The following is a 22,730-nucleotide window of genomic DNA, read 5'->3' on the forward strand; positions in this document are numbered from 1 at the left end:
TGGCCGGGATAGGGGTCTACCCCGGCCTTATGTAGTTTCTAACCCGTTAGCGTACGATAGTGACGGTTCCCTTCATGTTAACAACTGAACCATCCTGAAGCGTAGCGCGAAGCACCCAGATATATACACCTACCGGTTGCTGGCGGCCACCCATTGTACCATCCCATCCGGTACGCTGATCTTTTGTTTCGAAGATCTGCTGACCAAACTGGTTGTAGTATCTCACCACCACGTTGGCAATTGTGTTGCCGTATACATAGTGTACATCGTTGAAGCCATCACCGTTTGGCGTGAAGAGGTTCGGTACGAAGATCTTGTTACCCTGTGGGTTCTCCGCTTTACCGGTCACCGCTGCAGAGAGTGCGCTGGTTTCACAATCAGCATCACCCAGTGCTCTTACACGTATAGTTACTGACTGCGTAGGCGTCAGACCCGATACGACATGTGTGAGACCCGCAGCACCAGCGCTTGGAACGATATAAGTAATGCCATTGTCAAGTGTTACCTCATAAGATACTGCACCTGGAACAGCCGCCCACTGGAAGGTCACCTGTGTTGGTGTTGTTTCGCTGACAGTTACAACCGGAGCATCCAGGGCTTCCAGGATATTCACCTGTACCGCTATTCTGCTGCTGCTGGTACAACCACCGGCGCTTACTACTTCCACATAGTAGGTAGTGTTCTGATTCAGTGCTGGTGTGGTAAATGCTGCCGTTGTAGCGACTGCTGTACCACCTGTTGCTGTTGTATACCAGCGGAAGCCTGCATTTGGTGTTGTTGAAGACGCAGTAAGTGTTGCGGTAGCACCCGGACAAATACCAGCTTCATTGCCGGTTACTGTGGCGTTATTCGCCGGCGCACCTACATTCACATTGACTGTGGTACGTGCTGCACTTGCACAACCAGATGCATTTAGTGCTTCTACATAATATGTGACGTTTGCATTAATTGGAGGAGTGATAAATGTGCTGCCTGTGCCAGCCGCTGTACCACCGGTCGGAGTGGTGTACCAGCGATAGGTGAGGGCCGCATTCGGATTCTGTACGCTCAGCGTAGCTGTCTGACCCTGACAAGCCGTTACACTTGCACTTGCCACTACAGGAGCAGTAGGCGTAGTATTCACAGTTACCTGTACAATCGTACGGCTCTGGCTCACACAACCACCGGAAGATGCTTCCACATAGTAAGTCATGCTTGTATTCAGCTGCGGAGTGGTAAACTCTGCACCGGTGAAGCCGGCAGTACCACCTATTGCAGCTTCGTACCATTTGTAGCTGATACCAGCCTGCGCATTCTTCACAGAAAGCAGGGCAGAAGTTCCGGCACAGATCGTCGCACCATCTGCCAGCGGCGCATCAATCGTATTCACGATGGTGACAGTCACGCCTTTTCTTGCCTGGCTGCTGCAACCGGAACCATTCAGGGCTTCCACATAGAAGGTAGTATTACCGTTCAGCGATGTAGTGGTGTACTCAGGACCGGTAGCCAGCAGGGTACCATTATCCGGCGCATCGTACCAGCGATAGGTCAGCGCTGCATCCGGGTTGAGTACATTGAGAGTAGCCGTACCGCCTACACAAGTCACCACATTTGCAGAAACGACATCCGGCGTTGGCGCAGCAGCATCTACCACGATGCTTCCTGTTGCGCGGCTTGCACTTACACAGGTAGTACCTGAAGCAGCCTGCACATAGTAGCTGACATTTGCCGTTACAGCGGTTGCGGTGAACGTAGTGCCTGTGAATACAAGCGTACCACCATTCGCTGCGTCAAACCACTGGTAATCGATACCCGCCTGCGGACTCTGTACTGACAGCGTTACATCCTGACCCGCACATACTCTTACGCTTGCGGCAGTCAGTACCGGCACATCAGGGGACTGACCTACAGTTACCGTAACAGCTGCTCTTGCACTGGAACCAGCACACTGGCTGTTAGTGCTGACAGCTTCCACATAGTAGGTAGTGCTTGCATTCAGGTTTGGTGTTACGAATTCAGGACCACTGAATACTGCGGTACCACCTGTTGCTGTTGTGTACCAGTTATAGGTTACACCTGTTGTAGAGGAGGTGACACGCAGTCTTGCGGTACCGCCTGTACAGGTGTTTACATTATTGGATTCAAGGGTCGGAACAGGCGGAACGCTGGACACTGTCACGCTTACAGCCGCTCTTGTCGCACTGCTACAATTACCGTTGGTCGCTTCTACATAGTAGGTAGTCGGCGCTGTGATCACTGGTGTAGTGAACGTGCTGCCTGTACCAGCCAGGGTACCACCCGTAGCGGCAGTATACCAGTTATAGGTCAGTGCTGCATCCGGATTCTGTACAGTCAGGTCAACTGTTGTACCTGGACATGTATTGACAGCAGACGCGGTTACCGGTGTGGCCGGTGCCGGCGTAACTGTGATCGTTGCTGTTGCACGGGCGCCTGCATTCACACAACCACCTGCATTTACAGCCTGTACATAGTAGTTCGCGGTAGCCGTCACGCCCGTGATAGTGAAGCTGTTACCGGTAAACACAAGCGTACCGTTGGTCGCTGCATTAAACCACTGGTAGTCTACACCTGTCTGCGGACTCTGTACTGACAGCGTCACATCCCGACCAGCACAGATGCTTACGTTTGCAGCTGTCAGTACCGGTGTACCAGGGATCTGATTGACTGTTACTGTCACAGCGACTCTTGCGCTTGTTCCCGCACATTGACTATTGGTACTAACCGCCTGTACATAATAAGTAGTACTTGCCGTCAGGTTTGGCGTTACAAATTCAGGACCGCTGAAGGCAGGTGTACCGCCTGTTGCTGCAGTGTACCAGTTATAAGTCACACCTGTTGTACTGGATGTCACACGTAATGTTGCGGAGGCACCTGTACAGATATTTACATTATTGGATTCAAGGGTCGGAACAGGCGGAGCGCTGGACAGTGTAATGTTAACAGCCGCTCTTGTCGCACTGCTACAGTTACCATTGCTTGCTTCCACATAGTAGGTAGTAGCCGCATTGATGACAGGCGTTGTAAAGGTGGCACCTGTGCCTGCTGCCGTACCACCAGTAGCGGTAGTATACCAGTTATAAGTCAGTGCTGCATTCGGATTCTGTACCGCCAGATCAATGGTTGTACCCGGACATGCTGTCACATCTGAAGCCGTCACCGGTGTAGCAGGGGCTGGTGTAACATTGATTGCTACAGCAACACGGGCGCCTGCATTTGCACAACCATTTGCATTTACCGCCTGCACATAGTAGGTGATATTGCTGGTTATCGCATATACTACGAATACCGGACCCGTAGATACCAGCGTACCGCCGGTAGGAGCGTCATACCACTGGTAAGCCAGATTATCCTGCGGATCCTGTATGAACAGGATCGTATTCTGACCTGAACATACATCTATACTGTTGCTTACCACAGCAGTAGTAACTGGTCTTGGCACTACAGTTACTGTAGCGGACACTCTTGCACCGGAAGCACCACAACCGGAGGCGGTATTCACTGCCTCTACATAGTATACAGTGGTAGTTGTCAGCGGCGCTGTTGTGAACTCAGGACCGGAGAATACCGGTGTGCCACCTGTAGCCGTAGTATACCAGTTATAGGTAATACCTGTAGTCAGGGAAGTTACACGCAGGGTTGCAGCCGCACCTGTACATACAGAGAGATTGGCGGATTCCAGGGTCGGAGTAGGCGCAGGATCGCTTACCACCACACTCACTCTTGCTCTTACAGCGCTGCTACAGTTACCACTGGTAGCTTCCACATAATAATCAGTATCTGCATTGATAACAGGCGTTGTAAAGGTTGCGCCTGTACCTGCAGCTGTACCACCGGTAGCGGTAGTATACCAGCGATAGGTAAAGCTGTTATTCGGATTTTGTACAGCCAGTGCCGCAGTTGCACCACGACAGATATTCACAGCAGTGCTGACCACTGTTGGCGTACCCGGAGCTGGTGTTACCACCACACTTGCTTTTGCACGGACGCCGGTGCTGATACAGCCATTGCTGTTGACTGCCTGTACATAGTAATCTGCACTCGCGTTTGCAGCTCTTACCACGAAAGTCGGACCGGTAGCTAACAGTGTACCGCCAGTAGCGGCATCATACCACTGATAGGTAAGGGTGCCCTGTGGATTCAGAATGGCGAGGGTTGCGTCCTGACCGGCACAAACCTGTACACTTGCCGTTTGCAATACAGGTGTACCCGGATTCAGGGCCACACTTGCAGTAGCAGCGACTCTTGCACTGGCAGCGCCACATTGTGATGCATTATTAATTGCTTCTACATAGTAAACTGTAGTCGCTGTGAGGGCGCCTGTAGTGAAGGTAGCACCTGTTGATACCGGCGTACCGCCAGTCAGCGCTGTATACCATCTGTAGGTGACACCTGCTGCCGGAGATACTACACGGAATGTAGCAGTACTACCTGAACAGATATCGACATTCTGTGCTTCCAATACAGGAGTCGGAGCTGCTGCACCTACGCTTACGGTTGCCCTTACTCTTGCAGAGAGTATGCAGGAACCATTACCTGTTTCTACATAAAATGCAGTATCTGTATTCAGTGCATTCGTCACATAGGTTGTACCTGTAAAGAGGAGTGTACCACCTATTGGTGCACTGTACCAACGGGTCTGGATGTTCTGACCTGTTACAGTTGCTGTAAGGGTTGCCTGCTGGCCCGCGCAGATAGTTGCGTTGGTGACAGTCGGCGTTACCAGACCAGGCACCACACTTACTGTGACAGATACCCTGTTGGGATTCGCGCAATTATTGCTTGTACGTACGCTCTGTACATAATAAGTCGTAGTAGCCGTCAGCTGTGGTGTAGTGAAGCTTCCGCCATCACCTACTTTCGTACCACCCACTGGTTGTGTATACCATTCAAGTGAAGAAACAGCACTGCCTGTTGCTGTCAGCGTCGCTGTATTACCGCTACAGATCGTAACGTTACGAACGGCGACAGCCGGAGCGGATACCTGTCTTGTAGCATAGTAGACGTTCGCTTTCACCAGTGCGGCAATGATACCAGCTCTCAGGCGAACCTGAACACGGTCATAAGTACCACCTGGCGCAAATGCTACCGTGAATTTGCTGGAACCTGTCAGCAGACGAACACTTACGCTGCTGTTATTCAGTAATACGGCGTCGTTATTCGGGTTAGCGCCATTGAAGCTGGATACTTCCAGAGAACTCAGTAAACCTGCATCTACTACCTGAGCAGGCAGTTCCAGCACGATGCGTACGCTATCGCCGGCAGCTGCTGCATCCGGGAAGATGAGACTTTGCTGTACGCTACCGCTGCCGGCAGCCAATGGTACAGAAAGTATCGAGAAATTATTGATATCAGCATCTGTTGTATTCGCTGCATCCTGTACAGAGCAGAGTACACATACCGCTGTTGTACTGTTTGTTTGTGCATTTGCAAAATCACATGCTGTATTGGGCGCAACGGTCACTGTCAGCGGTACTGCTGTACGCTGGCTCGGACAGCTACCTGCGACAGCTACCGCTTCTACATAATAAGTAATGTTGCTGGTCAGTGCCGGCGTAGTGAATGTCGGACCTGTTGCCACTGAACTACCACCGGTAGCCACTGTAAACCATGCGTAAGTCACACCTGGTGTTGTGGAGCTGGCTGTCAGCGTAGCTGTCTGACCAGATACTACCTGACCATTCGCAGGTACGGTTGTTACCGTCGGAGCAGCTGGAACTGCATTTACAGTAACTGTAGCAGCCGTTCTGGAAGCGCTTGAACAAGCACCTGTTACCGCCGCCACATAATAAGTAGTAGTAGCTGTCAGCACCGGCGTCTGGAAGGAAGCTCCTTCAAATACAGATGTACCGCCAGTCGCTGTTGTGTACCAGCGGAATATCACACCCGGCGTTGCAGATGTAGCTACCAGCTGCGTGCTGTTATTAGCACAGATACTAGCACTGGTTGGTGTCACCACCGGAACAGCCGGTTGATCGATCACATTGGCAGTTACCCTTGTGCGGGTTGTAGTCGCACAGCCAGTAGCGTTTGATGCTTCGATATAGTATACAGTCGTCGCTGTCAGCGCCGGTGTAGTATAAGATGTACCTGTAAAGAAGGCCGTACCACCTGTCAAAGCAGTATACCAGCGATAGGTAATACCTGCAACAGGTTTCACATTAAAGGTAGCAGTGCTGCCACTACAAATCGTCAACGCCGTCGTATCCAGTGCTGGTGCATCCGGAACAGGATCAACGATAGCTGTTACCGGCACACGTTGCAGGTTCGGACAGTTCAGACTTGTCTTCACTGCTTCCACATAATAAGTGGTATTCGCAGTCAGAGCTGGTGTCTGATAAGCTGTACCGGTGAAGATAGCAGTACCTCCTGTAGCGGTAGTATACCAACGGAAGGATACATTCGCCGGACCGCTTGCTGTCAGGTTTGCACGATTGCCTGCGCAGATCGTATCTCCCTGTACTACAGGCAGACCAACCACACGACTCGCGAAGTTCACACTTACAGCACTCAGGGCTGTCGCCACACCTGAATTCAGACGCACCACAATCCTGTCAAACAACGCTTTCGGTTTGAAACCTACGAGCGCCTGCTGACTGCCACCCAACAGGGCAACTTTCACCAGCGGACTATTCAGCGACACAAAGTCATTATTTGAAGTAGCACCATTATAGGAGCCTATTTCAACTGTAGAAAGCAGACCAATATCAGCCAGGGAAGCATCGAAGGACAGGCCAATTACTGTGCTGTCATTCAGTTCACTGATCTGCGGGAATACCAGTGATTGCTGTACATAACCGTTCAGCAATCCCAGTGCCACATGGAGCGTAGATTTAGTAGCCGTGCTGTTATCTACTGCCAGGGCAGGATTTTCAACAAAGCAACCTACACATACGCCATTGGAAGTATGTTGTTCGCTGGTAGCAGCATCACAAGGAATATCATTACCACCTGGTACTACCGTAGCGGTTACAGATACTCTCGGACCACTGATACAGCCGCTGGTATTCACTGCCACAACAGAGAAGGTCGTAGTAGCCGTCAGCGGACCCGTATTGAATACCGCACCGGTATAGATAGAATCACCGGCAGCGTTATACCATTTGTAGATCACATTCGTACCGGTCGCGAATGCGGTGAAGATCGCACCCTGACCAACGCTCACTGTTGTGTTTAGCGGCGTTACGGTAAGATTGGCCGGAGCGGGGCTCACCGTCACCGGTACCCTGGTTCTGGTAACGCTCTTACAACCATTGTTGTCAGCTTCTACATAGAATGCGGTATCCGCAGTCAGCGCATTAGTGGTATAGTTTGCAGTAGATGACAGTAATGTGCCACCAGTTGGCGCTGTGTACCAACGGAAGGTAGCACCTGCAGGAGCTGTTGCCAGCAGAGAGGCAGGACTACCGGTACAAACTGATCTACCGGCGGCTGTCGGAGCTGCAGGCGCGGCACCTACATTTACTCTTACCGGCACCCTGGTCGGATTAGCACAACCGAAACGACCTGCTGCAACATAGTAGGTAGCAGATGCAGTCAGCGCACCAGTTGTATAGGTAGGTCCGGTCTGTAAAGCCGTACCACCAACAGCAGCCGCGTACCAGGCAAGATCTGCACCATTTGCAGTAGTTGCATTCAGTGTTGCCGTACTGCCACTGCAGACGTCTACACTTGCAACAGTTACCACCGGACGAGGTGTCACCACTGCCGCAAAATATATTTTCACACTCGTCAGCGCTGCCAGCACACCATTGATGCTGATCATAACGCCGTTGAAAGCTTTGGATACAGGCAGTGTTACACGGAACTTGTTACCGGTATTCAGCAGGGTAAGATGTACAGTAGGATTATTCAGGAAAACAGCATCTGCGTTTGGAGTGCTGCCATTATAAGTTTCCAGTCTGATGCCACCTAGCAATGTAACGTCTGCCAGCTGACCCGGAATTTCCAGGTCCAGTGTCACACTGTCACCGGCAGGATAGGTGTTGTCAAACTGTAACAGCTGACCCACATAACCCAATGCACTGACAGTAGCCGTGATCGTAGAAGCAGAATTGGAATTCTCATCCACTGCCAGCGCAGGATCTGCTACAGAGCACAGCAGACATACGCCGGAGATAACAGGGCTCACCTGCTGTTTCGCATAGCTACATGGTGTCGGCTCCGTTGGCAGATTGATATCTACCTGTACTCTTGTACGGGCAGAGCTGGTACAATTGTTAGAAGGATCTTTCACCTCTACATAATATACAGCAGCCGCTGAAAGTGCTGGCGTCGTAAAGGTGGATGAATTGCTTTGTACCACATTACCGCCTGCAGGCGCGTCATACCAGGTATATTGGTAAGCCGGATTCGGGCTGGTAACGGTGAAGGTAGCTGTCTGACCGGCGTTAATGGTTCTCACTGTTGGTGAAACCAGTGGCTGAGGCAGACCAACAATCACATATACAGGTTTTCTCACAGGATTCACACATCCTGCAGAAGAAATTGACTCAACATAATAGATCGCGTTGGTCATATCGCTTACCTGGAAGGTTGCGCCAGTGCCTAACACCGTGCCACCTGCAGGCTGATTATACCAACGGAAAGTAGTACCAGGACCGGTAGCGCGGAGCGTACCGGTAGTACCCTGACAGATATAAACAGTGTCTTTCTCAACAGTCGGCGTACCTGCGTAGATCTGTGCAGAATATACTTTCAGCGCAGTTAATGCGGTGGCCAATCCATTGAGTTTGATATTCACCCTGTCAAAAGCAGCTCCCGGTGCAAAGGAGTAAACCAGGTCCCTGTTACCGTTCAACAGCTGCAGATTCAGCGTACCCGCATTCAGAGTTACCTGGTCAGCATTTAACGTACCTCCGTTAGAAGAGGAAATCTGGATACCAGCTAATGCATTCAGGTCAGCCAATCCGGTAGTAAAACCAAGTTTGATCCGGATACTGTCGCCTTTGACACCCGGAGCCGGGAAGATCAGGGACTGCTGGATATTGGCGCCCACACCCAGGATGGTGTGAATAATAGAAGCTGTCTGAGAACTGTTATCTACCGCAGAATCCTGTTTCTCTACATAACAACCCACACAGATACCACTTGTGATACTCTGCTGGCTGGTAGCGCCGCCACAATCAATATCACCAGGATTTGACGGTCCGCCGTCCCCATTCAGGGTAATAGATACCGGAGTACGTAAACTGCGACAGTTCGTATTACCCTGTGCCACCGCTTCCGCATAGTAGGTCACATTACCTGTAACCGGAGGAACGGTGAACTGGGTACCTACAAATACCGGTGTGCCACCTGTTGGTGCGCTATACCAGTTATACTGATAAGTAGGATTCGGAGAAACAATATTGAAGGTCGGTGTAGTACCTTCTTCTACAGAAGCAGAAGACGGTGTAACGGTTACACCTGGCAGACCCGTTTTGATCTGAACAGGCGTACGTCTTTCGCTGCCGCAACTATCAGCGCCAGCCGCTTCTACAAAGTAAGTGGTGTCTTTGGTAATAGCAGGCGTCACGAATGTTGCACCATAACCAACCGGAGAACCGCCTGTATAAGCAGTATACCAACGGTAAGTATAACCGGTCGGAGCGACAACACTCAAAGTAGCCGGACTACCGGTACATACATAAGCAGTTGCTACCGCGGGTTGTACGATCGGAGTTACTACCTGGGCATAATAGAGGTTCAGTGAAGTCAGTGCACCCACTACTGCATTCACCCTTATTTCAATTCTGTCAAAGTCTTTATTAGCTACAAATGTATAGGCATTCTGCTGTACACCATCGAGCAAACGGATCGTTAGCAGCGGGCTGGAAAGACCTGCCATTTCTGCATCCGTTGGTCTTGCTCCATTGCCCAGACCTACACCGATACCACTGATCACACCGAGATCCAGCAGACCATTAGTAGTACCAAGACCGATACGTACAGAATCGCCGGCTTTTCCTTTGAAAGGAAATACGACATCCTGGTAAGCATAACCCAATGCACCAACACCCAGACGGATAGTAGAGGCTGTTGCGGTATTATTATCTACCGCCAGCGCAGCATTTTGTGTACCACACAGCAGACAGGCTAAACCACCTGTACCACTGCTCTCGGTCGTTGCGCCACTACAGCTCAGCGGACCGTTACCGGTAGCGCCATTCACGTCTACTTCCACGGCAGTTCTTGTAATACTGATCAGACCATCAGTAGGAGACACAGCTTCTACATAATAAGTCTTATCCTGGAACAGCGGAGGTGTTGTCAGACTATTGCCGGTATGAACAGGAGATCCTCCTTCTTTGGTTTCATACCAGTTGAAGATCACACCAGGAATGCTGGGAAGAGATGCATTCAGCGTAGCTGTCTGTCCTGCGGTGATCGTAGCAGGACTAGGTGTTACTGTTACAGGCGTCATTGCAATCGCCTCGTAGATATATAGACTATTGTCAACCGCCAGCAGACTACTGATATCGACCTGTGCCGCATCAAACGTTTTAGACACCGGTATTGCTACACGGAATTTACTAATACCTGCCGTTGTTTGCAGCAGATTCACCTTTAAGAGTGGATTATTCAATGTCTGCGGATCATTGTTGCTGACATTATTCAGAGAAGTGGTTATACGAATACTACCCAGGAGGGAGGCATCCGCCAGGAAACCAGGTTTGCTGCCGAGTATCAGAATGATGCTATCTCCACTATGATAAATACCGGGAAAGTTGATCTTTTGTCCTACCGTAGAGGCAATACCCAGTGGCAGTGACAGTCTGGATGCTGTTGTGGAATCGCCATCAGCAGCAAATACAGGATCTGTAATCGTACAAAGCGCGCAGGCTACACCACCGGTAATAGGACCTGTCTGCCCAGTACCATATGTCCACAGCGGACCTGTACCACCACCTATCGTTACCGGTACCGCCGTTCTTACCAGGCTGGCAGTACCCGCAGGATCTTTCGCTTCAACATAGTACGTTGTGTTGCGGATCAGCGCAGGCGTTATGAAAGCGCCGGAACCGGTGAATACAGGGGAACCACCCGTAGGGGTGGTATACCAGTTATAAGTAGGATTAGTGATCCGTATAGAAGGTGTTAAGGTAACACCGGTATTGTAAGGTGTTTTTGCGGGGTTGGGCAATACCGACACCGGGATCATCGCGGCTACTTCATATAATTTAAGTGAGCCGGATGCCCCTACCAGTCCTCCGAAATCCACCTGTACCCCATCAAAGGTTTTGGTGGCCGGAATCGTTACACGGAATTTGCGGGCATTATTCAGACCAGCGCCCAGCAACTGGAGTTTTACAGTTGGTGCATCCAGAGTCACGGCGTCATTGTTGGAGACCGCCGGACCTGCGATGCTATTATTGAAGGTAGTAACTCTTACTTTGGGCAACACAACAGCTACCAGATTCTCTGTTGGCGCTTCCAGGAACAGGACAATACTATCGCCCGCCTGGTATACACCTGGCAATTTAACCAGCTGACCGACGTAGGCTGCCAGTCCTAAAGGAACGGTGAGGGTGGATGCCGTTGTGGTATCACCATCGGCGGCGGCTTCCGGTGTGCTGATCGCACAGGCCGCACAGGCTACACCACTGGTGAAAGGACCATCTTCTTCCTGGCCATAGCTCCAGATGGTACCAGGACCACCTGCTACTTTTACTGTTACAGGCGTACGTACATAACTGCTCAGATTATCCGCAGCGCTATATGCTTCGGCATAATAGGTAGTGGTACGGTTCAGCATGGGAGTAGGGAAGCTGTTGCCGGTAGCGACAGGGGTACCGCCAGCAGGCGTTGTGTACCATCTGTATACAGGACTTGCAATACGGCCGTCGGTAGTAGCAGACAGCGTTACGCTGCTACCAGCAGTGATCAGCGGAGCCGCAGGGCTAACTTTTACCGGTATGGTAGCTACCGCTTCATAAATGCGTAAAGAACCAAACGCAGTGAATGCGGTGGTCAGACTTACCTGAGCGGCATCAAAATCTTTGGTAACGGGAATGGTGAGACGCACTTTAGGCGAAGTACCGAGTCCGAGACCCAGTACATTAACACCAACAGTAGTAGCACCCAGATTGATCACATCGTTATTAGCGACATCATTATTAAATGTTTGTATCTGGATAGCGGACAATGCGCCGAGTGAAACGATCTGACCCGGAATATCCACGTCCAGTACAATGACATCGCCGGCTTTGTAGTCGCCGGGAAACTTCAGGAGTTGTCCGACAGCAGTCAGTGCACCTACCGGTAATTGCAGCATGGAAGCTGTGGTGGTATCCGCGTCAACAGCTGCGGCAGGGTTATCTACATAGCAGAGCGCACAGGCAATACCACCGGTGATAGGGCTTACCTGCTGATCAGCATATGTCCAGATAGGACCGACGCCACCGCTCACACGCACTGTAACAGGGGTACGTACCGGACTAACCAGACCATCCAGGGGATTGGTGGCTGCCACGTAATAAGTAGTACTGCGTTTCAGCGGAGGCGTGGTAAATCCGGCGCCATTAAACACGGGCGTACCACCTTCGGGGGTGGTATACCATGAATAGGTGGCGTTAGGAATTCTGATAGAAGGAGAGAAGGTAACAGTAGCATTGGAAGTGATAGCAGGATTCGCAGGACTTACTGTTACAGGAATAAATGCGGCAGCTTCATATACACGCAGAGAAGTAAAGGTGCTGACCAGCGTTGATAAACTGATCTGTACTTCATCAAAAGCATGCGTGACAGGAGCTGTTACGCGAAATTTCGGCGTAGAACCAAGACCGAGACCTAAGAGGTCGAGGCGGATCTGGGAACTATTCAGCGGGGTAGCGTCATTATTAGATACGCCTCCATTAAAGGAGGTCACAGAAAGTGCGGAAAGTAACTGCTGGGAGTAGATCTGGTCAGGTATTTCCAGGTCGAAGGCCACCTGGTCACCAGCCTGATAACTACCACTGAACTTTAGCTTTAATCCAACCCCTCCTGCAGCGCCTACCGGTAGTACGAGTGTAGCGGCAGTATTGGGATTGGCGTCAATGGCATTAGCCCCATCGTCAACACGACACAATGCACAGGCAAGGCCGAAGGTGACAAAGGACTGACTGCCGGCGTAGCTCCATAGTGGCCCATCGGCAGCGCCGGCATTACGCCAGGCATTTGGTAGTAATGGTGCATAGGGGTGATGCAATAGGTAATTGTCCAACCTGGAGATTGCGCCATCTTTGGGGACGGCTTTAGTTACGGGGAGCTTCTTATAGGAAGCCTTACCCACCGGTAACCCAACCAGCCAGACCAGGCAAAAGAAAATAAGAATAAAAGCTCTTAACGGGCTTTTAGGAGTAGCTTTGAAATGCATAGCAATCAATTGGTTCGGGTTATAAAGCGTGTATGTTTTTCACGGTTTGAAATACAGTTTCTCGTACCACGGATTCTGGTTTTTGAACTCTTTATAGGCAGGCTATGAAACTTGGGGATAAGGATAAGTGAGCTACCAAGGCTGATTTAACAATTGCATGAAACACGTAGGTCGTCCTTATACAGTTGTTTTTGTTAAAAAAATGTAAAACAACAAAGCGAAAGTATGTAGGGGCTACGATTTAAAGGAGGTTCTTTTTATTCAGTATAGAAAATACCGTTCATTTCGTTCATTCGTTGGTTTTCGAACGTTCATTTTCATTCAAAAGCTAATGGTAACGGAAATTATTACTATGATAAGGGGGTTGTCAGTCAGGGAAGAAGTTCATTATCAAACGATAGATCATGCGAAAAATTGCCTGGTATGACTACTCATTATTTTTACCAGGGTAGTCCTTGCTATTAAACACACTCAAATAGATAAGCAGTACTAATCAAACAAAAAAAATATTCCAGCCTGATAATGTTACCAGTGACTTTAGCGAGCCGTGCCAGAAACAATTAATTTTCAGATAGTTAATTAACTATCAAGCAATATTATATTCCGTTCATTCTAATCTGTTTTGTTCATTTCATCCATTTTTTATTCAAATAAATCTGAACTAAAAATGGATACGTATGTTTACTTTCGAGAACCGAAATCCATTTACTCAAAATCCATTTTCTTGTCCCCATATGATAGATCTCTCCTATGACTTTATCATAACTCTGCAAAATGAAGTATCAAGAAAGTTCGGCGCTGACACAATTACGCCCAGCGATTGCAAAAGACTCTCTGATCTCATTAGGGATGAAACTACCAAGGCCGTCAGCGAGACCACTCTAAAAAGAGTATTCGGTTTTGCAACGACCAAACATAGTTTTTCACGTTATACGCTAAATACCTTAGCGCAGTACTGTAATTACCGCGACTGGGACGATTTCCAGGCACAGCACTATGTGCAGACCGATGGTAATGAACTGAACGACAGCAAATGGCTCGACCTTAAAAATAAGGCTGTCACCATCTCCCACTATACAATCCTCACACTGAAAAACAGATCAGGTATCCCATTCGCACTAACGGTGCCAAGGCCATCCTGCTTTGCCCATATTGAACGTTTCCTGGAAAGCGACTATGCTGCCACAGCGCTGATCGCTCCTTCCGGCTGGGGTAAATCAGTGACCCTCGTACATATGGCAGAACACTTCTGGTTCAGTAAAGACGCCAAGTATAAAAAGGATATCTGCTGGTTTATTCATGCACACGCTGCCGGTAGTCTCCTGCTAAGAGGATTCTCACTGGCCACCTGGCTCGATAATCAGCTGAACCTCGGTACAGGAGAAAACTTCCGTGAATATTTTGCCAGCCATTTTGATAAGATACGGGGAAGGCTGATCTTAATTATTGACGGATTTGACGAGATCGCAGTAGCTGGTGATAAACTGAAACTGCTATATACCAAACTGGAGGAATTCGTTTATTCGAACGATCTTTTCCCTTGGGTAAAAGTGATCCTGTCCATCCGCAGCAGTACTTGGTCAGACATATTCCAGCATTCACTACAATACCCTGCCTTCCGCAGATATTGGTACCTCGGCCCCGAAATGGACGAAGAAACCAGCATCAATGTCCCTTATCTGACAGAACAGGAAGTCAAGTCCGTATTATATAATCACCGTATTGATCCGGCTACCGTACGGACCTTTAGTGAGGGATTCCTGCAAAAACTGCGGTATCCTTACTATCTCCAGCTGTTCTGTCAGTTGAATACGGGCCCCGGACAAACGTTTGTCAATGAACATCTCAGCCTTTTTGAGATGATCTCCAAATTTGTGCAGATCAAGGTATTCAATTCCCCTACCAATACCTTCAAGGTCAAGATCATAGAAAAGCTTTTATGGTTGCTGGACCTGGGTAAAGCGGGACAATACACAGATAAAAATCTGCTGCTCAATAAAAACGCCGACCTGTTCCCCGCCTATAAAGAATTACTCGCCGATAATATATTGGTAGAAGAGAACCTCAGTCAGGAGGTCATGTTCCTGGTAAAAGTGCGGTTTGCCCACCAGTTCCTGCTGGAATATTTTGCCGCAATGCATTATATCAAACACGCCAATGACGTGATAGAAGATACCATGCTGCAAAAGATCACCAGACAACTACCTGCATCGTCCTATAGGGTAGGGGTTTTCAAATGGATCGTGCGGTATGCTATTAATAATGGACAACTGGAAGGTATTCACAAAATATTCTACCTGCCGCTGAGCACGATGGAAAAGTCCTACCTGTTGGAATACCTTGCCGTTCATTACCAGCATGAAGGAGAAAAACAGATGCAGCTCAGCGCCGTATTCCCTCAAGGGTACTTCCGTAAAAATCCATTGAGCCGTATCATTAATGACAACTTCCTGCACTTCGGAAAAAAACGGGTACTAACCGCCCTGCTCGACCTTTCAGAAGTAGCGGAAGACAAACTGAAGATCCGTAGTATCCTTTTCACTATGTCCATGCTGCAGCTGGATGCAGAACATTGTGAGATGGAACTGAACAGTATCAAAAAGCTGATCCCACGCGATACCATAGATGATGAAATATGGGTGTCTCCCTATGACCTCTATCTATTTATCTACGAATACATGAAATTCGGGATCATCAACGAGAGCATTAAAGACAAAATATATAATTATCCACGCTACCTGACCGGTAGTACACGCCATGCACCGACTGTCGCACAGGAGATGGTATTTCGTCTGAGCGGTCTGGCTTTCGCCATGCTCACAGACTACACCCATATGTTCAATTATACCAAACGGATATTTGAATGTTATCCATCACTGGCACATCAGCGCACGAACCCGTTAAGATTGTCACTTTTGTGCTGGCAGGCATATGCCCACCTGGGCCTGAATAACCTGCCTATGGCCAGCAAAATATGTCTGCACACCGAAAAACTGATACGCAATTATTCCTTTGACTTTACCAACGGACGCCATATTGAAGTTTTACAGAAACTGATCATGGCAGAAGTGTATTATGAGGAAAATGAATTGAACAGAGCTATCCGCACAGCAGAAACTGCTATCGAAATTTCACAGAAGATGGACTTCAAACTGCTATTGCTGACCGGCTACAAACTACTTGGTAAAATGTATCCACAGGCACGTTTCGAAAAACAATATAATCAGGCACAACAACAAATCACACTGATCAATAAAAGCACCTCATTTAAGCACTTTGACAGGATACTGACAGCTGCCGCAAAAACTAACTAATTAACATTCAATACATTAAAAGCACAAATTCAGAGAAAAAAAGACCATTTCCGATCGTATTTGCAAATTTTTAGAAGTCTTCTGGCATAATTTTGCGTTATTGCATACCATAATGGCGATTGATGAAAGCAAATACACTACATTCCAACGATTTCTGCTCAATTTACTGAGCCTGCTTACTATTATACCATTAGCACCTTACCTGAACCGCTTTATTCCGCCGCTGGTAATGAATGGCTGGCACATGGATATGGTCGTTGCCGTACTGGTTACCTTTCTTTTTACCCGTCTGCTACTCTGGGTATTCAGACCATTAATTATCCCGGCTTTTTTCCTGGTATGCACTATTCTTTGCATCAACTATTTCAACGACAATTATTCATTCAACAATGTATTGAATGATTATAAGGGGATGGTACAGGGGAACTGGGGCGCCAAGAATAACAAACAATTTGACATCCTTAGCCTTTATCCCAGAAGGGTAGAAACCTATCGGGACAAAACCGTACGCGGCATCAGGGATAAGGTGAACTATAAAGACTCTCTTGTCAGAAACTTCTCTGTGGCACACTCCCTGGAAGATTTCGATGAATACTTTCCCAAGTATGGAAAAATCTCTCGCTACCTGGCATTATTCCATTATCTGAACCGGCATTTTAAATATGTACCGGATACTCACCGAGATGAATACTTTGCTACCCCCATGGAAACCATCCAGAACGGATTGGGAGGGGATTGTGACGACCATTCTATTCTGATGGCGTCCTGCCTGCAATCTATCGGTGCACGCTGCCGTATTGTACTGATACAGGGACATGCCTATCCGGAGCTTTACTGCGGCAGCAAAGAAGAATTTGAGATCATCAAACAGGCGATCGTCACGCTATTTCCACATCCACCGATAAAAGAAATCCACTACCACGAAATGAAAGGCGAATATTGGATAAACCTTGACTACACGGCTCGCCACCCTGGTGGTAAGTACATGAACGACAAGGTTTATGCATTGATTGAATTATGATACTAGAACGCATTTGCCATGAGCCAAATCAAAACAATCAGACGTTATCACTCATTTTTCAGGTTTAAACGGGATTTTGAACGTTATAGCTTAAGGAAAGTAAGGAGTTACGAAATTATTATTCACTGGCTGCACAAAGTTTTAAGCAGAAGCCAGTTCCTGATTCTCTCAGGTATTCTTGTAGGGCTGGTTGCCGGTATGGCCGGTGTCATCCTTAAAGTATTGGTGCACTATATCCACTACTTTATTACGTACAGGGTGCATTTCAGCACACAGGTCATCTTTTATGCATTATTCCCGTTTCTGGGAATTCTGCTGACAACCATATTGGTAGTCTGGGTCTTTAAAGGGCAATCCAGAAAAGGAATTGGTCTGATTCTTTATGAGATCGCGCAGAACTCCAGTAAAATTCCATCCGTAAAAATGTATTCCCAGATCCTGCAAAGCGCCATTACCGTCGGATTAGGCGGTTCTGCCGGATTGGAAAGCCCGATTGCAGTAACTGGTGCAGCAATCGGTAGTAACTATGCTACAAATTATAATCTTGGATACAAGGAAAGAACGCTGTTATTAGCTGCCGGCGCCACAGCCGGTATAGCCGCCTCTTTCAATGCCCCGATAGCAGGGGTGATGTTTGCATTTGAAATATTGCTCACCGGTGTTGTGTTTTCAGATTTCATTCCGTTGATACTGGCAGCAATATGTGGTAGTTTATTGTCTAAAATCATTCTTCAGGAAGAGGTACTTTTTCACTTTGAAACAAGACAGCCCTTTAACTATCATAATGTCCCCTTCTACATTGCGCTGGGTTTATTATCAGCACTATATGCCCGCTACTACATCGTCATATCGCAGCATGTCGAGCATTTCATGGTAAAATTAAAATGGCCTGCGCTTCGTAAGGCGATACTTGGAGGTGTGATTGTATCCATCCTTTGTGTGCTGATGCCACCGTTGTTCGGGGAAGGTTATTCCAGCCTCAAACTCCTGACGGGTGGCTTCTCAGACCAAATTATTCAAAATAGTTTCTTCCGGTATCTCCCTGAAAAAAGCTGGATATTACTGGCTTTCACAGGTTTCACCTGTTTGCTGAAAGTATTTGCCACCAGCTTTACCATCCAGGGAGGCGGGAATGGTGGTAACTTTGCGCCGTCCCTGTTTGCCGGAGGCTTCCTGGGTTATTTCTTCGCCCTCCTCTGTACTAATTTCGGATTTCAGGATGTACCCTTTGCCAACCTGGTTCTTGTAGGTATGGCCGGTGTAATGAGCGGCGTGATGTATGCACCGCTGACAGCTATTTTCCTCATCGCAGAGTCCAGTTTTGGATATGATCTGTTCATTCCACTGATGATTGTGTCTACCATATCTTTTGTGGTGGCCAAATGGTTTTCTCCGATCTCCCCCGAACTGAAACATCTGGCGGAAGAAGGAAAAATATTTACCAAAGCCCATGACAAAAATATCCTGTCGCTCTTAAAGCTGGAGAACCTTATAGAAAAAGACGTACAAACTATCGCGGCCGATCAGAAACTACGGGCGCTCATTGAGCTGATCAAGGAGGGACACCGCAATATGATCGGTGTTGTCAACGCAGCAGGCGGACTGGACGGCATCATCACACTGGATGATATCCGCCCGATCATGTTTAATGCTTCCCTATATGACATCACGACTGTCAGTCAGTTTATGAAGCCGTCACCGGTGACCGTCCAGTTGCACGATAATGTTGCTGATGTAATTAATAAATTTGAAGAAGTACATACATGGAACCTGCCGGTACTGGAGGATAATAAACTGGTAGGGTTTGTTTCAAAATCAGGGATCCTTAATCAGTACAGACTATTATTACAGGAATACTCCTGATCTGTTAGTCAGTAACACCAACGACATTTAATCTGATCTATGGCCAAAATTCTGATCTTATTTGCACATCCTGCATTCGAGAAGTCAAGGGTACATGCACAACTGGTGCGTGCCATCCGGGGTATGCAGGGAGTTACGCTACATGATCTCTATGAAATATATCCGGACCTCAATATAGACGTAAGGCATGAGCAATCGCTGCTCTTACAGCATGATATCATACTGTTTCAACATCCGTTTTACTGGTACAGCGCTCCGGCAATGATCAAACAATGGATGGATCTTGTACTGGAACATGGCTGGGCTTATGGCCATACCGGAAATGCATTGAGAGGTAAGATAGCAGGGAATGCTATTTCCGCCGGTTCTCAGGAAGCAGCCTATCACAAAGAAGGCTGGCACCGGCACTCGGTGAATGATTTCCTGTTGCCTTTCAGACAGACGGCTGCACTCTGCAACATGCAATACCTGGATCCTTTTGTTGTTTATGGTACGCATAAGTTAAGCCATCAGGAGATCAGCGAGGCGGCTATCAGTTACAGACAAATGCTTGAAAGCTTACGGGATGGGATGGACAATTAAAACTTCAATGACATGGAGCACTCTTACTTTTTTATAACAATGATTTATCTGGCGGCGGCGGTGATCTTCATTCCCATTGCCAGAAAACTGGGCTTAGGTTCTGTATTGGGTTATCTGCTGGCAGGTATCGTGATCGGGCCTTCGCTGTTAGGCTTCATCGGGCATGAAGGACAGGATATTATGCATTTCGCGGAGTTTGGTGTGGTGATGATGCTCTTCCTGATAGGTATCGAACTGGAACCTGCCTTATTATGGAATATGCGGGCGCCGATACTGGGACTGGGTGGTTTGCAGGTATTGATCACCACGGCGATTGTCACCGGTCTCGCGCTATTACTCGGACAACCTCTGAATGCCTCACTTGCATTAGGTATGACCTTGTCCTTATCGTCCACAGCGATCGTGTTACAAAGTCTGAAAGAGAAGGGACAACTTTCTTCCGCCGCAGGACAAAGTGCGTTTTCCGTACTCTTATTCCAGGATATCGCGGTGATCCCGATGCTGGCTATCTTCCCTTTACTGGCAGGCGCTGACACCGGGAATACGGCTGCCCATGAGCAGACCTTTCGGGATAATCTGCCTGCCTGGGCACAGACCCTGATGGTATTAGGCGCCGTAACAGTAATCGTCGTAGCAGGAAGATACCTGGTAAGACCACTGCTAAGGGTAGTGGCCAGGGCACGTGTAAGAGAACTGTTCACCGCTTTTGCCTTATTGCTGGTGGTGTCTATATCGGTATTAATGAGTCTTGTCGGACTCAGTCCGGCATTAGGCGCCTTCCTGGGCGGTATTGTATTAGCCAACAGTGAATACCGTCATGAACTGGAAAGCGATATAGAACCATTCAAAGGATTGCTGCTAGGACTGTTTTTTATGGCCGTAGGCGCTTCTATTGACTTCAGGCTGGTACTTTCTATGCCCTGGGTCATACTCGGTCTTGTAGCAGCGCTAATGCTGGTTAAAGCACTGACACTATTTATACTGGGTAAGACCTTCCGCATCAGTATCGAGCAGAATCTCTTATTCGCGATGGCACTCTCGCAGGTGGGAGAGTTTGCATTTGTCCTCTTATCGTTTACACAACAGAACAATATACTTTCCCCGGAGACGGTCAGTATTATGACCGCTGTCGTTGCTTTGAGCATGGCGCTTACACCGTTACTGTTACTGCTGCATGAACGTATTATCCAGCCACGATTCAATAAAACCAATACTGATGACACACGTGAAGCGGATGAGATCCAGGAAAAGCATCCGGTGATCATTGCGGGCTTTGGACGTTTCGGCAATATAGTGGGTCGTTTCCTGCGCGTTAACGGCATACAGGCTACCATTCTTGACCTTGATTCAGACAGGGTAGATGCACTGCACAACCTGGGTATCAAAGTCTATTACGGCGATGCTTCCAGGCATGACCTGCTTGCATCTGCCGGTGCGGCAGATGCAAAGGTGATCATTATCGCGATGGACACTGTTGAGCAGACGCTGGAAGTAGTGAAAGTGGTACGAAAACATTTTCCGCATCTCCAGATGCTCGTTAAAGCAGAGAATATCCCTGATACCTATGAGCTGATGGACCTGGGGGTACTGCATATCTATCGTGAAACGCTGGACACGTCCCTCCGTATGGGAGCGGATGCGTTACAGCTGCTGGGCGTAAGAGCCTATCAGGCGCAACGTAACGTGAGTACATTCAGGAAGCAGGACGAAAAAGCACTGAAGGGGCTATCAGCTATCCGTAATGATAAAAAGCTGTACATCAATACCGTAAAAGAAAGGATTGAAGAACTGGAAAAGCTGATGTCCAATGACAGGGTTACCAGGTGGAACCCGGCTACGCAGGGATGGGATGAACAATCCCTTATTGACGAGGCAAACCAGGATTAAACGTTCAGCGCTTCTTCTATACGACGTGCGATCTCCTGCAACAATTCAGCGTCAACCGGTTTACCGGCATTGACATTGACGTCGCTGATCGCACGATATTCACCTTCTTCATCTCTTTCAAAAGTAATATCGTGGCCTTCCACAACTACCTTGAAGGAGACCCTGTATTGCTGTATCCATGGATGTATTTCCAGGATATGCGGTTTCCCTTTGAATTCGAATTTGAGTATAAACGGTTCATCCATTCCTTCCATAATTCTTCAGTTAGCACGTAAAGATATACTTATTAAAAGCTTTTATTACGGATGCGTATTTTCTCCTCTCTGGAAAGCTGATGAATGCCTAACAGGGAAAAATACGCGGCTGCGCTGATAATCAGTATATAGCCGATAAAGCCGAGTGTGTGAAATAACCAGAACAGGTTCCAGTCATTAATAATAGCATACTGTCCTACAACAGCCAGCATTGTTCCGATGATCGCAAATGCGAATGCAATTCTCTTCATAAAGGGTACGTTTTGGGATCCGTTTAATCTTCTCGAATTAATTGATCGTAATTGTCCGTTTTTTTTCTTTTGGTTATGTCCTATTGTCTAGGGGGCAAACAAAATGCCATGGCGTTAGCGCTGCAAAGTTACTATCAACGCGGGTTTTCGCGTAGATATTTTTCCACATTTCCGGGAAGCTTGGAAATGTGAATAACCACGGCTTTTTATTACATCCGGCTA

The 22,730-nt window shown here is 48.1% G+C and carries 8 protein-coding genes; 5 read left to right on the plus strand and 3 right to left on the minus strand.

Features of this window, described 5'->3' with window-relative positions:
• Nucleotides 1-46 precede the first annotated feature (46 nt).
• On the minus strand, nt 47-13,336 hold the full coding sequence (locus tag CPIN_RS02695) for a T9SS type B sorting domain-containing protein (RefSeq protein WP_012788223.1): 13,290 nt from the start codon (nt 13,334-13,336) through the stop codon (nt 47-49).
• A 734-nt stretch (nt 13,337-14,070) separates the two neighbouring features.
• Here CPIN_RS02695 and CPIN_RS02700 point away from each other — a divergent pair.
• The 5 genes from CPIN_RS02700 (at nt 14,071) to CPIN_RS02720 (ending at nt 22,003) form a co-directional block, all read left to right on the plus strand.
• On the plus strand, nt 14,071-16,650 hold the full coding sequence (locus CPIN_RS02700; RefSeq protein ID WP_044217716.1) for an NACHT domain-containing protein: 2,580 nt from the start codon (nt 14,071-14,073) through the stop codon (nt 16,648-16,650).
• A gap of 100 nt (nt 16,651-16,750) precedes the next feature.
• Nucleotides 16,751-17,671: a transglutaminase domain-containing protein gene (locus tag CPIN_RS02705; RefSeq protein ID WP_245552077.1), complete on the plus strand. Its 921-nt coding sequence runs from the start codon at nt 16,751-16,753 to the stop codon at nt 17,669-17,671.
• 18 nt (nt 17,672-17,689) lie between these two features.
• Nucleotides 17,690-19,534, plus strand: a complete 1,845-nt coding sequence (locus CPIN_RS02710) for a chloride channel protein (RefSeq protein ID WP_012788226.1) — start codon at nt 17,690-17,692, stop codon at nt 19,532-19,534.
• Nucleotides 19,535-19,573: 39 nt separating this feature from the next.
• Nucleotides 19,574-20,116 carry a glutathione-regulated potassium-efflux system oxidoreductase KefF gene (kefF, locus tag CPIN_RS02715; protein ID WP_012788227.1) on the plus strand — a complete coding sequence of 181 codons (543 nt, stop codon included), beginning with the start codon at nt 19,574-19,576 and terminating at the stop codon, nt 20,114-20,116.
• A gap of 12 nt (nt 20,117-20,128) precedes the next feature.
• Entirely contained in the window at nt 20,129-22,003 is a 1,875-nt protein-coding gene (locus CPIN_RS02720; protein ID WP_012788228.1) for a monovalent cation:proton antiporter-2 (CPA2) family protein, read from the plus strand.
• Here the strand turns inward: CPIN_RS02720 and CPIN_RS02725 are convergent.
• Together CPIN_RS02725 and CPIN_RS02730 are read right to left on the minus strand one after the other, a co-directional pair.
• Entirely contained in the window at nt 22,000-22,257 is a 258-nt protein-coding gene (locus CPIN_RS02725) for a hypothetical protein (RefSeq protein ID WP_012788229.1), read from the minus strand. The two genes, CPIN_RS02720 and CPIN_RS02725, sit on opposite strands and share 4 nt — an antisense overlap.
• Nucleotides 22,258-22,289: 32 nt before the next feature.
• On the minus strand, nt 22,290-22,508 hold the full coding sequence (locus tag CPIN_RS02730; RefSeq protein ID WP_012788230.1) for a hypothetical protein: 219 nt from the start codon (nt 22,506-22,508) through the stop codon (nt 22,290-22,292).
• Nucleotides 22,509-22,730: the final 222 nt, after the last annotated feature.

Origin of the sequence: Chitinophaga pinensis DSM 2588, from assembly GCF_000024005.1 — a bacterium.
Taxonomy (GTDB): domain Bacteria; phylum Bacteroidota; class Bacteroidia; order Chitinophagales; family Chitinophagaceae; genus Chitinophaga; species Chitinophaga pinensis.